The 17,450-nt window shown below is 69.6% G+C and carries 16 protein-coding genes; 9 read left to right on the top strand and 7 right to left on the bottom strand.

Annotated elements, in window-relative coordinates:
- Window positions 1–15: 15 nt before the first annotated feature.
- A complete protein-coding gene (locus ACWGR4_RS46080; RefSeq protein WP_452131231.1) occupies window positions 16–492 on the bottom strand; it encodes a hypothetical protein in 477 nt (158 codons plus the stop codon).
- A gap of 237 nt (window positions 493–729) precedes the next feature.
- Here ACWGR4_RS46080 and ACWGR4_RS46075 point away from each other — a divergent pair, with 237 nt between their 5' ends.
- Entirely contained in the window at window positions 730–927 is a 198-nt protein-coding gene (locus tag ACWGR4_RS46075) for a hypothetical protein (protein WP_452131232.1), read from the top strand.
- Between the two features lie 57 nt (window positions 928–984).
- Window positions 985–1,221: a hypothetical protein gene (locus tag ACWGR4_RS46070; protein ID WP_452131233.1), complete on the top strand. Its 237-nt coding sequence runs from the start codon at window positions 985–987 to the stop codon at window positions 1,219–1,221.
- Window positions 1,222–1,234: 13 nt separating this feature from the next.
- Here ACWGR4_RS46070 and ACWGR4_RS46065 read toward each other — a convergent pair whose 3' ends face one another.
- Window positions 1,235–1,513: a hypothetical protein gene (locus tag ACWGR4_RS46065; RefSeq protein ID WP_452131234.1), complete on the bottom strand. Its 279-nt coding sequence runs from the start codon at window positions 1,511–1,513 to the stop codon at window positions 1,235–1,237.
- 1,296 nt (window positions 1,514–2,809) lie between these two features.
- Here ACWGR4_RS46065 and ACWGR4_RS46060 point away from each other — a divergent pair.
- Genes ACWGR4_RS46060 through ACWGR4_RS46050 form a run of 3 tightly spaced genes read left to right on the top strand, consistent with a single transcriptional unit; the run spans window position 2,810 to window position 5,774 of the window.
- Window positions 2,810–3,862, top strand: coding sequence for a bifunctional DNA primase/polymerase (locus ACWGR4_RS46060; RefSeq protein ID WP_452131235.1), 1,053 nt, complete (start codon window positions 2,810–2,812; stop codon window positions 3,860–3,862).
- Entirely contained in the window at window positions 3,859–5,373 is a 1,515-nt protein-coding gene (locus ACWGR4_RS46055; RefSeq protein ID WP_452131236.1) for a DNA primase family protein, read from the top strand. The genes ACWGR4_RS46060 and ACWGR4_RS46055 overlap by 4 nt, the downstream gene beginning before the upstream one ends.
- On the top strand, window positions 5,370–5,774 hold the full coding sequence (locus ACWGR4_RS46050; RefSeq protein ID WP_380030917.1) for a DUF6009 family protein: 405 nt from the start codon (window positions 5,370–5,372) through the stop codon (window positions 5,772–5,774). The genes ACWGR4_RS46055 and ACWGR4_RS46050 overlap by 4 nt, the downstream gene beginning before the upstream one ends.
- Before the next feature lie 403 nt (window positions 5,775–6,177).
- Here ACWGR4_RS46050 and ACWGR4_RS46045 read toward each other — a convergent pair whose 3' ends face one another.
- Window positions 6,178–7,110 (bottom strand): HNH endonuclease, encoded by a 933-nt coding sequence (locus tag ACWGR4_RS46045; RefSeq protein WP_452131237.1) that lies wholly within the window; start codon window positions 7,108–7,110, stop codon window positions 6,178–6,180.
- A gap of 906 nt (window positions 7,111–8,016) precedes the next feature.
- Window positions 8,017–9,771, bottom strand: coding sequence for a hypothetical protein (locus ACWGR4_RS46040; protein WP_452131238.1), 1,755 nt, complete (start codon window positions 9,769–9,771; stop codon window positions 8,017–8,019).
- A 196-nt stretch (window positions 9,772–9,967) separates the two neighbouring features.
- Here ACWGR4_RS46040 and ACWGR4_RS46035 point away from each other — a divergent pair, with 196 nt between their 5' ends.
- Window positions 9,968–10,645, top strand: a complete 678-nt coding sequence (locus ACWGR4_RS46035) for a hypothetical protein (protein ID WP_452131239.1) — start codon at window positions 9,968–9,970, stop codon at window positions 10,643–10,645.
- A 425-nt stretch (window positions 10,646–11,070) separates the two neighbouring features.
- On the opposite strand, the gene ACWGR4_RS46030 is transcribed toward ACWGR4_RS46035, so the two are convergent.
- Complete coding sequence (locus ACWGR4_RS46030) at window positions 11,071–11,637, bottom strand: hypothetical protein (RefSeq protein WP_452134331.1); 567 nt, start codon at window positions 11,635–11,637, stop codon at window positions 11,071–11,073.
- Between the two features lie 714 nt (window positions 11,638–12,351).
- Between ACWGR4_RS46030 and ACWGR4_RS46025 the strand changes: the two genes are divergently transcribed.
- From ACWGR4_RS46025 to ACWGR4_RS46015, 3 genes are all read left to right on the top strand, one after another.
- Window positions 12,352–12,621, top strand: coding sequence for a hypothetical protein (locus ACWGR4_RS46025; protein WP_452131241.1), 270 nt, complete (start codon window positions 12,352–12,354; stop codon window positions 12,619–12,621).
- Window positions 12,614–13,237: a DUF6879 family protein gene (locus ACWGR4_RS46020; protein ID WP_452131242.1), complete on the top strand. Its 624-nt coding sequence runs from the start codon at window positions 12,614–12,616 to the stop codon at window positions 13,235–13,237. The genes ACWGR4_RS46025 and ACWGR4_RS46020 overlap by 8 nt, the downstream gene beginning before the upstream one ends.
- A gap of 210 nt (window positions 13,238–13,447) precedes the next feature.
- A complete protein-coding gene (locus ACWGR4_RS46015) occupies window positions 13,448–15,667 on the top strand; it encodes an ATP-binding protein (RefSeq protein WP_452131243.1) in 2,220 nt (739 codons plus the stop codon).
- A 596-nt stretch (window positions 15,668–16,263) separates the two neighbouring features.
- Here the strand turns inward: ACWGR4_RS46015 and ACWGR4_RS46010 are convergent.
- Together ACWGR4_RS46010 and ACWGR4_RS46005 are read right to left on the bottom strand one after the other, a co-directional pair.
- A complete protein-coding gene (locus ACWGR4_RS46010; protein ID WP_452131244.1) occupies window positions 16,264–16,836 on the bottom strand; it encodes an ABC transporter permease in 573 nt (190 codons plus the stop codon).
- A partial coding sequence (locus tag ACWGR4_RS46005; RefSeq protein ID WP_452134330.1) for an ABC transporter ATP-binding protein occupies window positions 16,833–17,450 on the bottom strand: 618 nt, incomplete at its 5' end. The genes ACWGR4_RS46005 and ACWGR4_RS46010, both read right to left, overlap by 4 nt.

The raw sequence follows: 17,450 nt of genomic DNA, 5'->3' as shown, positions 1-17,450 counted from the left end.
CGAGGGCTGACGGGGTCAGTGCTGGAGGCTGAGGGTGCCGGCGGTTCCCGGGGTGCCGGGGAGCAGGCGGGTGGTGGGGGGCCAGGGGCCGCCGGCTTCGGTGATGCCGCCGTAGGGGACGGCAATGGCGCGGGCTGGGTGTTTGGCGCGGGTGAAGACGAACAGGGGGCCGGTGCCGTAGTAGCGGTCGGCGCTGCCGCTGGTGGTGCCGGTGGGGAGGTCGATCGGGTCTTTCGTGGCGGATTCGATGTCCTTCTTCGAGGCGCCTTCGAAGAAGACCCAGACGTTGTCCCAGGCGAAGGGGGTCAGGTCGCGGAGGGTGCCCTCGCGGCCGTGTTCGCCCAAGTCCTTGATGCCGGCGGCGAGTCGGTCGTGGGCCTTGCCGTCGACTTCGACGCCGACCCGGCCGGAGTCGTCGCCGCAGGCGGTAACGAGGGCCAGGAGGAGGGCGGTCAGGAGGGCGAGGGCGGTGGGGGTGTGCTGTCGTGTCAACTGACCGTCGATCCGTTGTCGACCCCGCTGCCGGGGTCGTAGCCGTCTTTTTGGGACTGGTCGCGCGGTGGGCCGGCGGGTGGGGCGCCGTGGGTGGGCAATGGTGGGTCGCTCTTGGGGATGGTCGTGTTGCGTCGTCCATGGTCTGGAAGGTGGTGAGGATGTCGGCGCCGTTGCTGTCGCGTCCGAGGGTGGCGTGGGGGTTGAAGGGGCGCTGACGTCCTGGTAGATGTCCCATTGGGCGTCGTTGTCGGCCTGGGTGGCCTGGGCGAGGGCCTGGCCGACGCGCCAGGCGAAGTCCTGGGCGGGTTTGGTGTAGTCGACGTTGACCTGGGCGGCGGCCCAGCCGTCGCCGGCGACGGACAGGGCCTGGGCGACGTCGTCGGGGATGCGCCAGTCGACGCCGCCGTCCTCGCGGACGGTGAAGCCGGGTGAGCGGGAGATCTCGTCCAGGACGGCGCGCAGGGTGGTCTGGGCGGCCTTGAAGGCACTGTGGGCGTCGGAGACGGCGCGGGACAGGGCGGCTGCCTCGGCGGCGGCGAGGCCGATCTGGCGCTGGGTCTCGGCGAGGCGGGCGCGGGCGGTGTCGGCGACGGTGCCGCTCCATCCGGTGAGGCCGGGGGAGTTGAGGACTTCGGTCTGGTGGCGTTCGGACAGGCCCTGGAGTTTGGCGCGGACGGCTTCCCAGGCGGTGGTGGTCTTGGTGAGGAGGTCGACGTTCCTGGGTGAGGGTGAGCATGGCTCAACCGCCCATCGACTGGGTGACGTTGGTTTCGGTGCGGGCGTATTTGTCGGCGGTCAGGCGTAGTCCGGTGGCGGATTCGCCGAGTCTGCGTTCGAGGGCCGCGACCTGGTGGTCCCAGGTGGTGACGAGGTCGGTGAGGCGTCCGGCCGTGCGCCAGCCGGGGAGACCCGCGGCGGCGGCCTGGGTGGCGGGGGCAGCGGTGCGGGCGGTGGCGGTGAGTTCGCCGAGGACGCGGTCCTGGGCGGCGCCGGCGTCGCGGAGGTGTTGCGAGGCCACGCGGAAGTCCGGTTTCGCGGTGCCGGGGTTCGTTGTGGCCGGTGGTATGGGGGGCGGTCCGGGTTGAGGCCTGGGTAACTCGGGGTCCGGCTGGTTGCCGCCGCCGGTGGGCGGCGGGCCGGTGGGGCCTGGTTTGGGACGGTCGTCGTCGGCTTGGGTGCGGACGGTTGGGTGAAGTGCGCGTTCGATCTTGCCCATACCCTCCCCCGGGGGTTGATGCGGCGGCGGCGCTGGGCGCGAGGTTATCGGGGTTCGGTGGTTGTCGGGAGAGGTTTGGGGGGTGGGGTGTGGCTGGGGTGGGTTGCTTTTTGGGGGCGGGGGCTGGTGTTCGTGTGGGCGCCGGCGGGCCGGGGTGGTTCGGTGGCCGACTGGGCGGGTTGGGTTGGGCGGGTTATTGCCGTGATGGCGTTCGTTTCTTGTCCTGAGTGCCGCCTCGTTGGTGTCGCGGCCCGGTTCGAGGTCGGGACCCGGGGCTGTCGGGTGCAGTGCGTGTTCGGGTCTCGGTTGGTTGGGGGTTTCGATTTCAGCGACCGAAGCGACTGAAGCGACTGGACTTCCGAAGTGTCGTGGGCGTGATGGGTGCCGGAGGCCGGGGCGGGGCTTCGGTCGCTGTCTTCGGTCGCCGGCTCGGTGGGGGAGAGCCGGGTTTTCGGGGTGTGGGGTGGGTGGAACGGGGCCCAGAGCGACCGAGTCGCTTCGGTCGCTGCTTGGGTCGCTCGGTAAAAGTCCTGGTCAGAGGGTGTTTGGTCGTGCTGTAGCGACTGAAGCGACTGAAGTTTTGCATTATGACGACATTGGCGCGTGCGCGTGTGCGCGTCATAGATACGGACCTTCAGTCGCTTCAGTCGCTGTTTCGGTTGTTCTACAGGTCCTGACCTGCGTTTTTTCCTCAGCGACCCAAGCAGCGACCGAAGCGCCTCAGTCGCTGCCCCTTCGGTCGCTGGGTCGCTGACACGCGGGGGAGCCGACTCGGGGTCGTGAGGGGGGTGGTCCGCTAGCCTGTCGTGTCGCAGCAATATCGGGACGTGAGTCGCTTCAGTCGCTTTCGATGCCGTTCATTGCTTTGACCTGCACTTTCGTTCAGCGACTGAAGGATGGATCTCGATCGACAGGCGTAGTCCGCTGCGGGGGCCGGGTGGATGTCCGCGGCCCCTGGGCCGGATGTCGGGGAGGACACGCGTGTCCTCGCGCGCTGCCGTGCGTCGAGGTTGGGGTGCGTGGGCTTCGGTCGCTGTGTCGGTGTTCGGGGAGGGTGGTGGGGACGTGGCCGGTGGGCGGGACGGTGCGGGAGCCGCCGTGCCGAACGCGTTGGCGGTGGCCCGGTGGTGCGCGCGGTCGGGGTGGCCGGTCCATCCGTTGGCGCCGGGTCGCAAGACGCCGCCCGGCAACTGCGAGGCGTGTCATGTACAGGGGCACTCGCACACGGGTTGTGGGTGCATCCCCGCGGGCCGGTGGTGTCACGGGTTCCACGCGGCCACGCTCGACCCGGAGCGCATCCGTGCGTGGTGGGGGCGCGAGTCGCGGTTCGGTGTGGGTGTGGCGTGCGGTCCGGCGGGGCTGGTGGTGCTCGATGTGGACGCCCACGGGGCGTCGTTGCCCGAGCGCGATCGGCTGTTGCCGGGGATCCCGATCGGCGAGGGCGTGGATCTGACGGGTCTGTCCACGGGCTTTCACACCCTGGCGTTGCTCGCGGCCCTGCGCGGCGCGCCGGATCCGGCCGCGGATGAGGCGACGTTGCGGGTGCGTACGCCGTCGGGGGGTCTGCACGTCTGGTACCGCACGCCGCCTTCGCGACGGTGGCTGTGTTCGACCGGGTCGGGGCCGGGGCGGGCGTTGGCGTGGCAGGTGGACGTGCGGGGTGTCGGTGGGTACATCGTCGCGCCGGGGACGGTGACGCGGGCCGGGGTCTACGCGCCGGTGGGGTCGTGTCGTGAGCCGGCGGTGTTGCCGACGTGGCTGGCCCGGGAGTTGGAGCGGACCGGTCACGCGGAGCGCCCCGCGCCGTCGTCGATGTCTGCGGGTGTGCCCGCGCGGGCGCGGGCGGCGGTGGTGGCTGCGGGGGGTGGTCGCGACGCCGCGGGGCGGCTGTTGGCGAACGCGGTGCAGGAGGTGGCGGATTGTGCGGCGAGCGCGTTCGGCGCGGGGTTCAACGCCAAGCTGAATCGGGCCGCGTTCATCGTCGGGGGCCTGGTCGCGGCGGGCCATCTGGATATGGGCGCGGGTGAGCGGTTGTTGCTGGACGCGGCCGAGTACGCGCGTCCGGGGAACGTTCGGCGGTCGCGGGCGACGATCCTGAGTGGGCTGGCGGCCGGGGCGGCGCGCCCGCTGGATGTGGGAGGGCGTTCGTGAACGGTTTCCCGCAGGAGGGCTTCGACTTCGACGCGGCGGCGGTGGCCGCGCAGATCCTGGCGCAGCAGCCCACGTCCGTTCCCGCGCAGGGCAACGCGACGCAAGGGGTGTTGCCGGGGACGGTGACGGCGCGCGGTCTGGTGCCGGACTCGTTGAGCGATCGTGGGAACGCGAAGTCGTTCGTCGCGTTGTACGGGCGCGATTTCCGGCACGTTCCGGGGCTGGGCTGGTATCGGTGGGAGGGGCACCGGTGGCAACTCGACGAGGACGACGGGGTGTTGTGGGCGGCCGGTGACATGGCCGAGGCGCTGGCCGTCACGGACGCCGATGGGCGGCATTCGGACGCGGATCTGCGGCGGCATCGGCGGCGGTCGTTGTCCACGGCCGGGCTCAAGGCGTTGCTGATGCAGGCTCAGGCGGCCCCGGGGATGGTGCTCAAGGCCGAGCACCTGGACTCGGACCCGTACGCGTTGTGCACGCCCGGTGGGATCGTCGATCTGCACACCGGGGCGGTGGTGGCGCCGGATCCGGAGAAGCATCGGCATTCGCGTTCGTGTACGGTCGCGCCGCGCGCGATGGCCACGCCGCGGTGGATGCGGTTTTTGACCGACACCTTCGGCGACGATGCCGAGGGCGCGGAGATGATCGATTTCCTGCATCTGTTGCTGGGGTATTCGGTCACCGGTGATGTCGGTGGGCAGATCATGCCGTTTTTGTATGGGCTGGGGAAGAACGGCAAGAGTGTTCTGCTCGATGTGCTGGTGACGTTGTTGGGGGACTACGCGGACGCGGCGCCGCCGGGTTTTTTGATGGCGAAGCCGTTCGAGGGGCATCCCACGGACCTGGCCGAGTTGCACGGGCGGCGGGTGATCGTGTGTTCGGAGCTCAAGCCGGGGGATCGGTTCGACGAGGCGCGGTTCAAGTTGTTGACCGGTGGCGACCGGTTGAAGGCGCGTCGGATGCGGCAGGATTTCTTCAGTTTCGAACCCACGCACAAGCTCTGGTTGTTGGGCAACCATCGGCCGGAGGTCGGCACGGGCGGGTTCGCGTTCTGGCGGCGGATGCGGCTGATCCCGTTCGAGCGGGTGGTCGCGGACGAGCAGCGGGTCGACAACCTGGCGCAGGTGCTGGTGTCGGAGGAGGGGCCGGGGATCCTGGCCTGGTTGGTGGACGGTGCTCGCCGGTATCTGGGGGGTGATCGGGACCTGACCGGGCCGCCACGGGTGCGGGTTGCCACGCACGCGTACGCCGAGACGGAGGACCACATCGGCCGGTTCGTCGCGGAGCGGTGTCGGATGGGGTCGACGATGCGGGCGGAGCAGACGGGGTTGTACGCGGCGTACAAGACGTGGTGCGGCTTCGAGGACGCGACGCCGGTTTCCGCGCGGGCGTTCGCGGTGAGGATCCGGGAAGCGGTCGGTCTTTCCTCGCCGCGGCAGATGATGACGTCCAACCAGCGCAAGTATTACCCGGGCATCGGGTTGCTCGGCGAGCACGAGGAGACGTCGTGAGTGCCCTGATCACGGCCAAGCAGATCGCCCACGAGATCGACATCGTGTGGTTGGAGGATCCTGCCGGGCTGGACTATGTGCGCCAGGTGCTGGATCGGCTGCCGCGGCGTACCGGGGTGCCGGCGTTCCATCGGGACGGGCGGATGGTGGGGTACGCGTTGTTGGGGCCGGGGGCGAGGAGTTCGCCGGCGTCGGGGACGTATCGGCGGCGGGTGTTCTGGTTGGCGCCGCATGATCGTGACCGGGTGCCGGATGGGGCGTATGTGTCGGGGGCGCCGTCGGAGGCGGTGGATCCGCGCACGCTGGAGCCGAGAGTGCCGGGTTACAAGACGGAGCGGTCGGAGGGTGGGCCGCCGTCGGAGGCGATGCGGGAGTTGGGGATAACGCTGCCGAAGGGGTAGGCGGCGATTGGTGCGCAGCGAGGGGCCGGAGGCCACGGTGCCGATGCGGGAGTGGCCGCTTTGTGGGTGACGGCATGGAGCTTCGCGCCAATGCGAGCGATCGGTGGCCTTCGGCTGTATCCGAGTCGTACTCAGGCCTCGTGCAAGGGCTGCGAGCGGTCGTTCTCATGGTCGACGAGCAAGCGCACCGAAGGGCCGGCCCGGTGCCCTGCCCGCGGATGGAGTCGACAAGTCGCGGGCGGCGCCTCGGGGCATCCGCCAAGATCGCCCACCGGGTATCCGGTGGCGTGGGCGTGGATGGGGCCTTCGTCGGGCACCGATGCAGGCATCGGGTGCCGGCGCTTCCGGGTCTCGCACGAAGAGCACACGTTTGGCGCGCCGACCGTGGTCGGGAGGATGGTGTTCACGGTTGGGGGGTGCGATGTGCGTTCCAGTGTCGGGTGAGCCATTCTCGATGGTCTCGGTGGAGGGGGACGTGCAGGGTGCCGCCGTGCAGGGAGGCATAGTACGGATACGTCTGAAGGTGCTCGGAGAGGTCGAGGGTTCCGGTGTCCGGATCGACGCAGATGTGTCCGAGATCGAAGAGGCGGTGGACGTCCCGGCGCAGGAGGAGACCCCCGCGGCTGTGGTGTGTCTCCTCTTTCGCGTAGCTGTACAGATGCGCCGCCTCGAGCACCGTGGTCGGTGCCCTTCCGGTGAAGGCGCACGTTTCCCCTTGCTCGGCCAGAAGCTTGTTGCGGAATTGGGACTGGCCCTTGCGCACGCGTACGACTGCTGTGCCGTGCCCCCCGGCGATGGCGTCGATGCCGTTGTCGACGATGCGCATGGCGGTACTGCCGCCCCGGGATTCGATGGCTGCCTTCAACGCGTTCCAATTTGCCGGGCGCAAGCTGAGTTGTGAGTTCGGCTTGATGGAGAACGACCGCAGCTCCTCGCCGTTCAGCAGGCCCGCGAGGTCCACCCAGGCCGCCCCGTAGTGCGCTCGGTAACGGGTCACTTCCTTCGTCACGACGGATGGTTCGTCGAAGGGCTCGTGGCAGTCGCGGCAGCCGAATGAGTAGATGCCCGACTTCAGGCGATAGACATTGCTTGCGCCGCATCCAGGGCATTCGTTCGAATTCTTCTCGCCCTTCTCGACGGTAATCGTCTCGATGACGGAAACGCCCAACAGAATCTTCGAATCCCACACGACGATCACGTCGCGCTCGGCGAGGCGCTTCGAGTTGTTGATTGCGCTGTCCCAGCTGTAGTACTCGGACAGTTTGTCGTCGTAACCGTCGTTGCTTCCGGTGGAGCGGTCGTCTCCGCGGGCCAGGCACAACCATGCCGCCGTCAACGCAGTCTCCGATCACCCGGTGGTCCGTCTCCGTCGGCGCACAACGTAGCCGACGCCGGCGACACCCCGGACCGGCGTTCGCATGCTCCCGCTCGCGCGGATTGTCCGGAGCGGGTGTTGGACGTGTCGACGCCTCCAGGGTGTCGACGCCTTTGGGGCACGGGCGGTGGCACCGTCGGCTGAACGTGGGTCGACGGGTTCCCGGGTCGGGTGGGCCGGACTGGTGTGCCCACACGATCGTCGGGCGGTGTTCCGGTTGTGATCTCTGCGGTGTGAACGGGCATTTCGCGTTGCGACCCGGGAGCCCTCGGCTTCGTCGGCACCGGAGTAGCGGGAGCTGCGCCTGCGGTTGCGAGACGGTGGGCATCGTCGGCCGGTCAGTCCGGTCGTGATGGGTCCCGCAGGTGACCGGCTGGCGTCTGCAGAGTCGATACCGTCCCTGTGGCCGGACGGACGGCCGGTTCGGGTGGTCGTGGGCAACGCGAACCTCGCTCGGCGTGTTCGGGATCGAGGCGGGGTTCGTTATGCGATGTCGGTCGAACGCCTCGGCCGCCGGCATGTCCTCGACAACGGCGATCCCGGGGGACGGGTCGTCGATTCCCACCGGTGGCGGTCGAACCGCCCGGTTCCGGGTGTGCCTTCGTCCATCCCTCGATGTTCTGCTTGATTGACACCCGTCCCCCGCGAACCGACTGCTCGTGGTGCGGGTCGGTGGCATGGCGAGGTGTTGCCGGCGTTCCATCGGGCCGAACCGATGCCCGAGCCGCCGGTGTTCGGGGATCGGGCGGAGCGCTTTGAGGATGGATCGCGGTCGGGGGTGATGCGGGAGTTGGGGTATCGCTGCCGAAGGGTGGGTGGGTGCGGGTCGTTGACGACTCGAGTTCTCGGTTCGGGACGCTTGTCCGTTCAGGAGATTGTGTTGTGCCCGGGTGTGTCGGGGGTCGGGGGTTCGTGGTCGTGGGTGCGCCGTAGTTCACGGTGTCCGGCACGCCGGTCCGGTCGGGGGCCTGTGCGGTCCGGGGGGAGTCGGCGGAGTTCCTCGCGTCGGCCGTCCTCGATCGCGAGTCGGTGGGTGGGCAGGGTGCTTCGCAGGGCGGCCTCGTCGCGCAGGTTTCGGGCCAGGTCGTGGTCGGAGGCGGCGCGTCGGGCGTCGGCCGCGGCGCGGCGGGTCTCCCGGCGGACGCCGCGTTCGGCGTCGTCGATGTCGGCGCGGTGGGCGTCGCCTCGGAGGCGTTCCCAGTCGGCGGGCGCGTGTCGCTCGCGTTCGGCGCGTAGTTCCCGTACGCGTGGGCCGTCGCCGTTGCGGGCTCGGTTCAGTGTGTCGTCCGCGTGCGTGCGGCGTGCTGCGGCGGCCTGCTCGGTGCGCGTGGCGCGTGTTGCGGCGGTCTCGGCGGCCGGGAGCAGTCGCCCGGTCGGGACCTCGCCGTGCGGCCGGGCGGACATCTGCCGGAGGATCTCGTCGCGATCGAGGTCGGAGGACACCCGGGCGAGGGTGTTCCGGGCCTGTCGCAGGCGATCGGGCGGCAGTGTCGTTCGCGCCGGTTCGGCGGGAGGGGTGATTCTGGACCTGGGGGTGCGCCAGGCCTTGGGGGTGTCCGGGCGGTGGATGATCCAGTCGGTCTCGCGGAAGTGGGAGGAGAGTTCACGGCCGAGTCGTGTGGCGTCGAAGGGGCCGCTGGATTCGAAGACGCCGAGGGACAGGGGCCTGCCCAGGATCTTTTCCCATTTGGCCGCCCATTGGGCCAGTGCCTGGAATGTCCCGATAGTGGTGTGTTTGTCGAGGTATCCGTGGCCGCCCATGAAGTCGCCGGGGTAGCGGTCGGGATGGCGGGCCCGCCAGTGTGCGCGGGCGGCGCGGACCATGGCGGTGCTGTTGATGTCGAGGTCGAAGTCGCTGGGTTCGGGTTCCAGGCCCAGGCGCCACATGAGGTCATACGGGCGGCGCAGGGGGCGTTCCCGGCCGTCGGAGAGCCATTCCCGTAAGCGCTCGGCCGCCTCGGGCGAGGCGGCGAGGTCCTGTTCGCGGGGCAGGGTCTTGTGGCTGCCGGAGAAGAAGCCGGCACCGGTTCCTTTGAGGCGGATGTCGACGTCGGACGGGTGGATGCCGTTGCGGCCCAGGGCCCGGAGCATCTCGCCGGCGAATCGCTGGTAGAGCGCCGGGGTCATGCCCATGGGGGCCTCGCCCGTGAGCATCCACTTGATCTGGATCGGGTTGATGCGGAGGAACTCCAGGTCCCGCTTGGTGATCGCGTAGCCGGAGTCGTCGCGGGGCCACCAGTGGGGCACGCTCTCCTCGCCGTCGAGGATGCGCAGGATCCGGTCGTCGAGCGCCTGGGAGCGGTCGAGCATGGTGGTGACGGCGAGGGGGCGCCATCGACCGGTCATGGGTGGGGGAGGGGGTGTCGATGTCTCGGGAGTGTCGTGTGTCGTCGGGTTCGTCGGTGTTGTACCGGTGTTCCCGGGCGGGCCGGTGGTGTCCTGGAGGGCGGGCGCGTCGATGGCGATGCCACTCGTGGTGGGGGTTGGGGTGGTGTCGTCGAGGGCGGCATCGAGGGTGACGTAGTTGTCGCCGGGCAGGGTGACCCACTCCCGCTGGGCGAAGAAGCCGATGCCGGTGGTCGGGACGGCCAGGATGTCCGTCGCGGGTTTGCGGTGCGCCACGATGACGCCGCGTCCGTGTCGCCAGCCAGTCGGCGACGATGCGGCGGTCCGCCGTCCAGCTCGTCAGGGGTCGATGGAGGGTCTCGAGGGGGTCGCCGACGCGCAGGTCGGCCCACCTCGGTCGCGGTGTTCCCATGTGCCAGGTCAGTGCCCGGTAGGCGGTCACTTCGGTGATGCCGCGGCGGGCGAGGGCCTGTTGGGTCAGTTCGTACTGCGTGCGTGCGAAGTCGCGCAGAGCGTCGCGGTTGTAGCCGAGTTCCTGTGCCACCTTGATGCGCAGGTCGGGGTCCATCCGCCGTTCCAGGAACCGGGTGAGGCCGAACTCCTCGGCGACGGCCTCCTGCAGTGCCAGCACCCGCACGTTGTTGTCGGAGCCGAAGGACCAGGACCCCATTACCTCGCTCACCGCGATCCGGCGGATCACGGTCTCGGCGTGCGGGTCGTCCATGGGCACCACGGTGGTGGGGGCGTGGCGGGGGTCGCTCGGGTCGAGTTCGTCGCGGTGGAGGACGTCGGCCCCCATCGACGGGTGCTGCCGGTGGTGGGGCACGAGGAAGTAGTCGCTGTTGCCGAGGCGGTGGGCCATGTCGGTGCCGACGACCAGGCCGAACGCGGCGAGGACGAGTTCGGGCGTGGAGGAACGCATGCGCGCGGCGATGGCCTCGATGGCGATCGTCCTGGCCTGGCCGGTGTCGGTGATGCGGCCGTCGTCGGTCACCAGCGCGTCCCCGGCACGTTGGTGATCGATCCGTTCCCGGGATCCGGGCGGAGGGGGTGGACGTCGTGGGGTCGTGGCGTCGGGCATCGTTACGTGCTCGTGGGGGGTCGGGGCGGCGGTGGTTTGGTGCCGCTCGCGCGTGTGGCGACCTGTTGAGGCCGTTCGCCGGTCGTGGTCACTGAGCCGCCGACGCGGTCACGTTCGGGGTGGGCCGTCGGGACGAGGCGGCTCCCGGCCTTGTCGTGCGCGAGCAGGAAAGCACGGAGGGCTCTCCGTTCGGCGTGGTTTCGAACCCGGGATGTCGGAGGTGGAACTGCGGTGACAGTCAAGGGTGTTGGCCAGAGAACGAATCATAGCCTCGGCAAGGGTGTGGGGGCGCATGTTTCCCGGCGGGTTCGTGGTGACCAGCGGCTTTCCTGTGATGCGCTCCCATGGGCCCGGTTCGGGAGTTGTCGGATGGGACCGTCGTCGCCGAGTGACGGGGAGAGCGTGTCTGCTCGGCTCGTACGCGCTTCCATGCCGGCTCGCCTGGTCGTGGGCGGGTCGGCCGGGACGGTCGGGACGGTCGCGGTTCGGCGGCGTCAGTCGCTGCGGAGGAAGGCCTCGGCCTGGCGGCGGAGTTTCTCCGGGGCGACGGCCCAGGCGGGGGTCCGCGTCACCTCGCGGAGCACGACCTCCTTCACCTCTCGCGGGGCGGTCGCGCGCAGGCCCAGGTGCGGCCACATCCGGTCCAGGTCGTCGTACGGGAGGTCCCAGGAAAGGATCATGGGCTCGGGGGTGTCCGGTGAGGGGGGAGGTGCGACGTAGACCTCGTCGGCGGTGGCGGCGGGGGTGACCTCGATGAGGGCGAGGCCGAGTCTGTCGACGGCCGCGCGGAGCAGTACGCGGTAGCCCTCGACGGTGTCGGTGGAAGGGGGTTCGCCGTCGAAGAACAGGGCGAGTATCCAGCCGGATTCGTCGGTGCGGCCGAGGTCCAGGACGAGGCGGGTGCCGGTGTCGTCGGTGAAGGTACGGTGCGCGAGGCTCATCGACGCGCCGGGTCCCTCGCTGCGGGGGCTCTCCTCGAGGCGGAGCGTGGTGAGCAAGTGCCGGATCCGTTCGGAGCTCAGTTCTCCCCGAGCGAGCACCCGGAGCGCGGGCCAGAGCATGGAATCGCCTTTCGTGCGTAGGGGGGGACGGGATGCGACGGTCGGCGGGGCCGACGCGGGCGTTGCGCCGACCCGGTGTGTCGTGCCCGGGCGGGTCGTGGCGGAGCGGGTCACCCGCCGTCCGGGCGGGGACGGCGGTCCTCGCCCGCATCGCGTCCCTGCGCGCGGTGTCGGCGCGTTCCACGCTCACCCGCGTGGGGGCTTGCCTGCTTCACGTCCTGCGACCTCTCCCTGTGTCGGCTCACCCTCACCCGCGTGGGGACTTCGCGCGGGGAGTGCCGAGTTCCTTGAACAGCGACGGCTCATCCCCGCTCGCGTGGGGACTTCGCCACCTCGACCACCTCGCGTGGTCGGCATCGCGGTTCACCCCCACCCGCGTGGGGACTTCGACACGACGGCCTACAGCCGCGAGGTGGTGGGCGGTTCACCCCCACTCGTGCGGGAACCTCTGTACGGAGTCCCGTACACATCACTGTACGGACGGTTCACCCCCACCCGGGTGGAGTCGAGCCCGGTCGTGGTCGCCGTTGAGCACAGCACACGGCAGGCGGACCGTGATGGCCTGATCCGGCGATGGGCCTGGGGCTTGAGGGTGGTCGGGATTCTCGCCGGGGAGGTTCGGGTCCGGCGTGCGTACGTACTGTGGTCATGTCGGTGCGCGCGGTATCGTGAGCGCGATGATTTCGTGATGCCTGGGAACCCGGGGGTGCCGCCGTGGCCCGTGTCTGGGAAGCCGACCCGTTGGCCCTGTTCGTCAAGCGCCTGGGGAAGTCGGCGGAGGAGTCCGGGAACTCCCAGGGGCGCGAGGAGTGTCCGGACATCTGGCAGCTCAGCAATGGCGACGTCGCCGTGATCGGCCGGGATCTGACCGACGTTTACGGTTCGCGGTTGCCGGAAGGTGTGACGGTTGGGGTCGGCGAACGGCTCGTCGTCGTTCCCGGCGCCATGCTCAGCGCGGCGAAGCCGGACATCCCCGATGCTTGACGCTCGGGCCCCCGGGCTCCCCGCCGAACGTGGTGTGCGGCTCGGCAGGGACGAGTACCGGCGGGACTTCCGGGCCTGGGACGCGGCCATTCGTAATGGGGTCTCGTGGAAGCTCGAGCGGTTGCAGCATTTCGAGGAGTCGGGCAGCCCCTCCCGGGATGCACTGCGGCGCGGCGACTGGGTGGCGGCGTTGCGGCTGCTCGAGGATCGTCGGGACCACCTGCGTGAGATTCAGCTGGACGAGGAGGCTCGGGGGTCGGTGTTCCATCGTCTGCGGGTGGTGGAGGAACCGCTGACGCCATATGTGCAGTGGGAGTTGCACTCGCTTCGGATCGCTGCCGAGTACGGGGAACGGGTGCGGGTCCTGTCTGCGGAGGCGGTTGCCGCCGCCGAGACGGTGGCGCCGCTGCCGGAGCTGACAGTTCAGGATGGCAAGGTGCTTTTTCGGGTCCTGTACACCGATGCGGGCGAGGCCGACGGGGCGATTCGGTTCACCGACCCGGAGATCGTCGGGTCGTGGACGGCGTACGTGCGGGACGCTTGGGCATTCGGAGAGGACATCGCGTCGTATTTCGACCGTGTCGTGGCTCCGTTGCCGCCGCCACCGGGAGTTTGATGCGGGAGGGAATCGACCATCGGCACACCGTCAGGCGCCGGCGAACCGCCCGGAGGCTCGTTCAATGACCTCTCGGGTTCGTCGCGTGACGTCGTCCAGGCCGGGAGGGTCGTCGGTGGCATCCATTTCCATCGGGCGTCGGGGGCGTCGGACCGCTCGCGTGGTGTGCCTCGGGAGCTTCCCGCCGGTGTTCATGCGTTCGTCGACCGCGTGGACGAACTCGGCTGGTTGAACGCCGTGGTGACCGGTTGCGACGGCGGCCGGGGTGGAGTGTCGGTGCATGTGGTGGCGGGTACGGCCGGGGCGGGGAAGACGTCACTGGTCCTGCACTGGGCCCATGGGGTCAAGGATCGTTTCCCGGATGGCCAACTGTTCGTGAATCTCCGGGGTTACGACCCGCAGGAGCCCGTCACCGCGGAACAGGCGTTGCGGCGTTTCCTGGGAGCGCTCGGTGTGGCCGCGGCCGATCTGCCGCAGGATGTGGACGGCGCGGCAGCGCTGTATCGGTCCCTGCTTGCCGATCGTCGGATGCTCATCCTGCTCGACAACGCGGCCACGGTCGGGCAGGTGCGTCCGTTGCTCCCGGGCAGCGGGGAGAGCCTGGTCGTGGTGACCAGCCGCAATCGATTGGCGGGCCTGGCCGTACGCGACGGCGCCCGCAGGATCACCCTGGGCATGCTCCCCGAATCCGAGGCCGTCACGCTCCTGCGGGTGGTTACGCGGGACTACCGCTCGGGTGACGACGATGAGAAGCTCGCGGAGTTGGCGCGTCTGTGCGCGTGTCTTCCACTGGCCCTGCGGATCGCCGCCGAGCGTGCCGCGGGTCATCCGCACTTGCATCTCGACGACCTGCTTGGGGATCTGCGCGACGAGTCGGCGCTCTGGGATGCGCTGAGTACGGGGATCGAGGAGGAGGCCGAGGCGGTCCGTACGGTCTTCGCCTGGTCGTATCGCGCCTTGCCGCCGGACTCCGGGCGGCTGTTCCGGCTCTTGGGCCTGCATCCGGGGCCGGAGTTCGGATTGCACGCGGCGGCCGCGCTCGGCGACCTGGCGTTCGCACGGGCCCGGCAGCTTCTCGACGACCTTGTGGGCGCCCATCTCGTGGAGCAGGTCGGTCCCGACCGCTTTCGGTTCCACGATCTCCTGCGCGCGTTCGCCCTCGACCAGGCCCACGTCGAGGAATCCGCCGCACAGCGGGAGGCCGCGCTGTGTCGGGTACTGGATTGGTATCTGCATACGGCGGACGCGGCACAGACGTGGCTCCAACCCGGCGAGGGGCATGTGCCTCTGTCCGAGACGACTACGTGCGCGGCGCCGTTGTGCTTCGCCGACTATGATGCCGCCGCCGATTGGGGGGAGCGTGAACGCGCCACGTTCGCGCACCTGGTGCGGGCCGCTGCGGGTGCCGGTTTGCATCGGCATGCCTGGCAGTTGGCCGCGACCTCGTGGAACGTGTTGTCGGCTTCCGCGTCCTTCGCGGAATGGCTCGACTTCGGACACGTCGGTCTGTCCTCCGCCGAACGCGTGAACGATCCGAATGGGCGGCTCATGCTGCTCAACCAGCTCGGCATGTCCTATCGGGCCGTTCACCGACTCGACTCGGCGCTGGATTACCTCGGCCGGGCCCTGGTCCTCGCCCGCGCCGTCGGTAATCGTATGGAGGAGGCGCACACCCTCAACCTTGTGGGTCTGATCCACCTGCGGGCTCGGCGACTCGACGCGGCTGCGGAGGACTTCCGGCGGGCCATCGATATCTTCCGTACGGTGGACGGCGATCGTTGGGCTGTTTCGGCCCTGTCGAACCTGGCCGGAGCCCGGTTGCACGCGGGGCGTCTTCGAGAGGCGGACGACGCGGTCCGAGACGCGCTCGCCGCCCATCGTGCGCTGGGCAATCGGCAGAGTATGGGCAACGCACTGTGGATCACTGCGCGGATCCATCACGAGCGGGACGAGATCGAGGCCGCTCGCCGGGCCATCGACGAGGCTCTCGAGATCGCGTTGAGCCTGCGCAATCGTGGGCTGGAGGGTTTTTGGCTTTTGACCCTCGGCGATATCCAGCGTGCCGCGGGGCAGTTCGGTGAGGCGCTGGCCTCCTGTGGTCGATCGGCCATGTTGCACCGGCGTCTCGGTGATCGTGGCCGTGAGGCGTTGGCTTGGCGCGGTACGGGGCGGACGTATGCGGCGATGGGGCGCCACGCCGAGGCCGCCGCGTTCCACCGCCGGGCTGCGGCCGTTCACGGTGACCTCGGCGACGGGTGGGAAACGGCCGTGGACCTCGACGACTTGGCGGCCGCTGTTCGGGTGGAGAGCCCCGAGGCGGCTCGCGTGCTCTGGGCGGAGGTGCTGACGTATTTGGCCGCGTACACCGATCCGCGGGCCGAGGCGATGCGTGCACGCGTGCGGGGATGGTTGTCGGAGAGCGGCGGATGACGTGCGGGCTGGGATGAGCCTGGCCTCTCGTCGGGGCCAGAGGCGGATGGTGCACATCGTTGCTGCACCCATGGCGACACGGTGGGCGTGGGGTTCGGTGGATGCTTTGCCATACGGGTTGGGCATTGCCTTCACTTTGCCGCTCCCACCGAGCCGAAGGGTGAGTCGGTGCTTACTGTCGTCACTTCGGTGATGCGGCGGTCGTTGCTGCCTTCGGGTGGTCGTGCGTCATTCGTTGTTGCGGCATGCCGGGACAACGCACGACCCGATGAGCCTGTCTGGCTGTGGGACAACCGGGGTAATGCTCGTATCTTCGGCAGCGGGAACACGGAAGTACCGAATCGGTTCCGGCGGATGGCGCCGTCGGCGACAGCACTCCATGCGCAGACCAATTCATTCCGAATCGATACACGATCCCACAAGGCTCGCGATCGGGATGAACGAAGCAACAACAGTTCACTCGCGAGCGCTGATCACCTTCGGAAGGCGAAATTAGGCATGAACTTTGCCGCAATGACCCTCTGAGATCACGAATCGGCAAGGCACCTACGAACCCGCAGGTCGGCAAGGGAAGTCCCCACGCAGGTGGGGGTGAGCTACCCGTTCACGCAGTCATCAACTGCTTGCCTCGGCAGTCCCCACGCGACTGGAGGTAGGTAGTCGAGCTTGACGTACCGTCCGCCCGGCCGGAGAACACCTCCGCGCGGGCGGTGCCGTTCCTCGGCGGTGGTGTGGGTGAAGTGTTCGACGCGGACGGTGGTGGCGGCCGGGAGTCTGATGTTCCAGTGCACGCCCGCGTGTTCGACGCCGTTGAGGGCGCGGACACGTTGGTCGGCGTCGGGGGTGAACATCAGGGGTTGTACGGCGGCGTCCTGGCCGCCGGTGTCCTCGACGGTGATCTCGGTGGCGGTCAGGGCGTTGAAGCGGTCGCCGATCTGGCCGGTGGCGGTGGCGGTGAGGCCGAGGATGGCGACGAAGGTGCCGACGCCGAGGACGGTGCCGAGGGCGGTGAGGATGGAGCGGGCGGGCCGTTGGAGCATGCCGGCGAGGGCTTCGGCGAACAGGTCTCGCAGGTGTTGTCGGGAGGGGACGATGCGATCCGGGGGAGGGGGCGGGGTCGACGCGGGTGTGGGTTCGGGGCGGGGTTCGAGGAGTTCGTCCAGGCTCACGTGGCGCTCTCCCGGCCGGTCGGGCTCATGACGCCGTCGCGGATGGCGACGCCGCGCCCGCCGTGGGCGGCGACGGCGGGGTCGTGGGTGATGACCAGGATGGTCATGCCGTCGGCATGCAGGCTGTCGAGGAGGGCGAGGACGCCCTCGGCGGTGGTGGTGTCGAGGTTGCCGGTGGGTTCGTCGCACAGCAGTAGCGAGGGGCCCGCGGCGAGGGCGCGGGCGATGGCGACGCGTTGGCGTTCGCCGCCGGACAGGGTGGTGGGGGTGTGGTGCAGGCGGTGGGCGAGGCCGACGCGGGCGAGGGATTCGCGGGCGCGGGCAGCGCGTTCGGGGCGGCGGCGGGTGCCGCCCTGGTACATCATCGCGAGTTCGACGTTCTCGGCGGCGGTGCGGTACGGGAGCAGGTGGAAGGACTGGAAGACGAAGCCGATGCGGGATCCGCGGAGCGCGGTGCGGGCGCGTTCGGGCAGGGTGCCGGTGTCGATGCCGTCGAGGCGGTAGGTGCCGGAGGTGGGGCGGTCGAGTAGGCCCCTCTCGGCGGGCCGCCCCGGCGGCTGCGGGCCGGGCCGGATGGCAGTCGGGCCGAAGGCGGCAGAACGCCGCCTGCGGCC

The sequence above is a fragment of the Embleya sp. NPDC055664 genome (assembly GCF_053618075.1).
This window is presented reverse-complemented; position numbering and strand designations above follow the sequence as displayed.

Excerpts from the sequence above, each read along its gene's own strand:
- ACWGR4_RS46030 (WP_452134331.1), bottom strand. The coding sequence starts at position 11,637 with ATGCTCTGGCCCGCGCTCCGGGTGCTCGCTCGGGGAGAACTGAGCTCC.
- ACWGR4_RS46020 (WP_452131242.1), top strand. The coding sequence starts at position 12,614 with ATGCTTGACGCTCGGGCCCCCGGGCTCCCCGCCGAACGTGGTGTGCGG.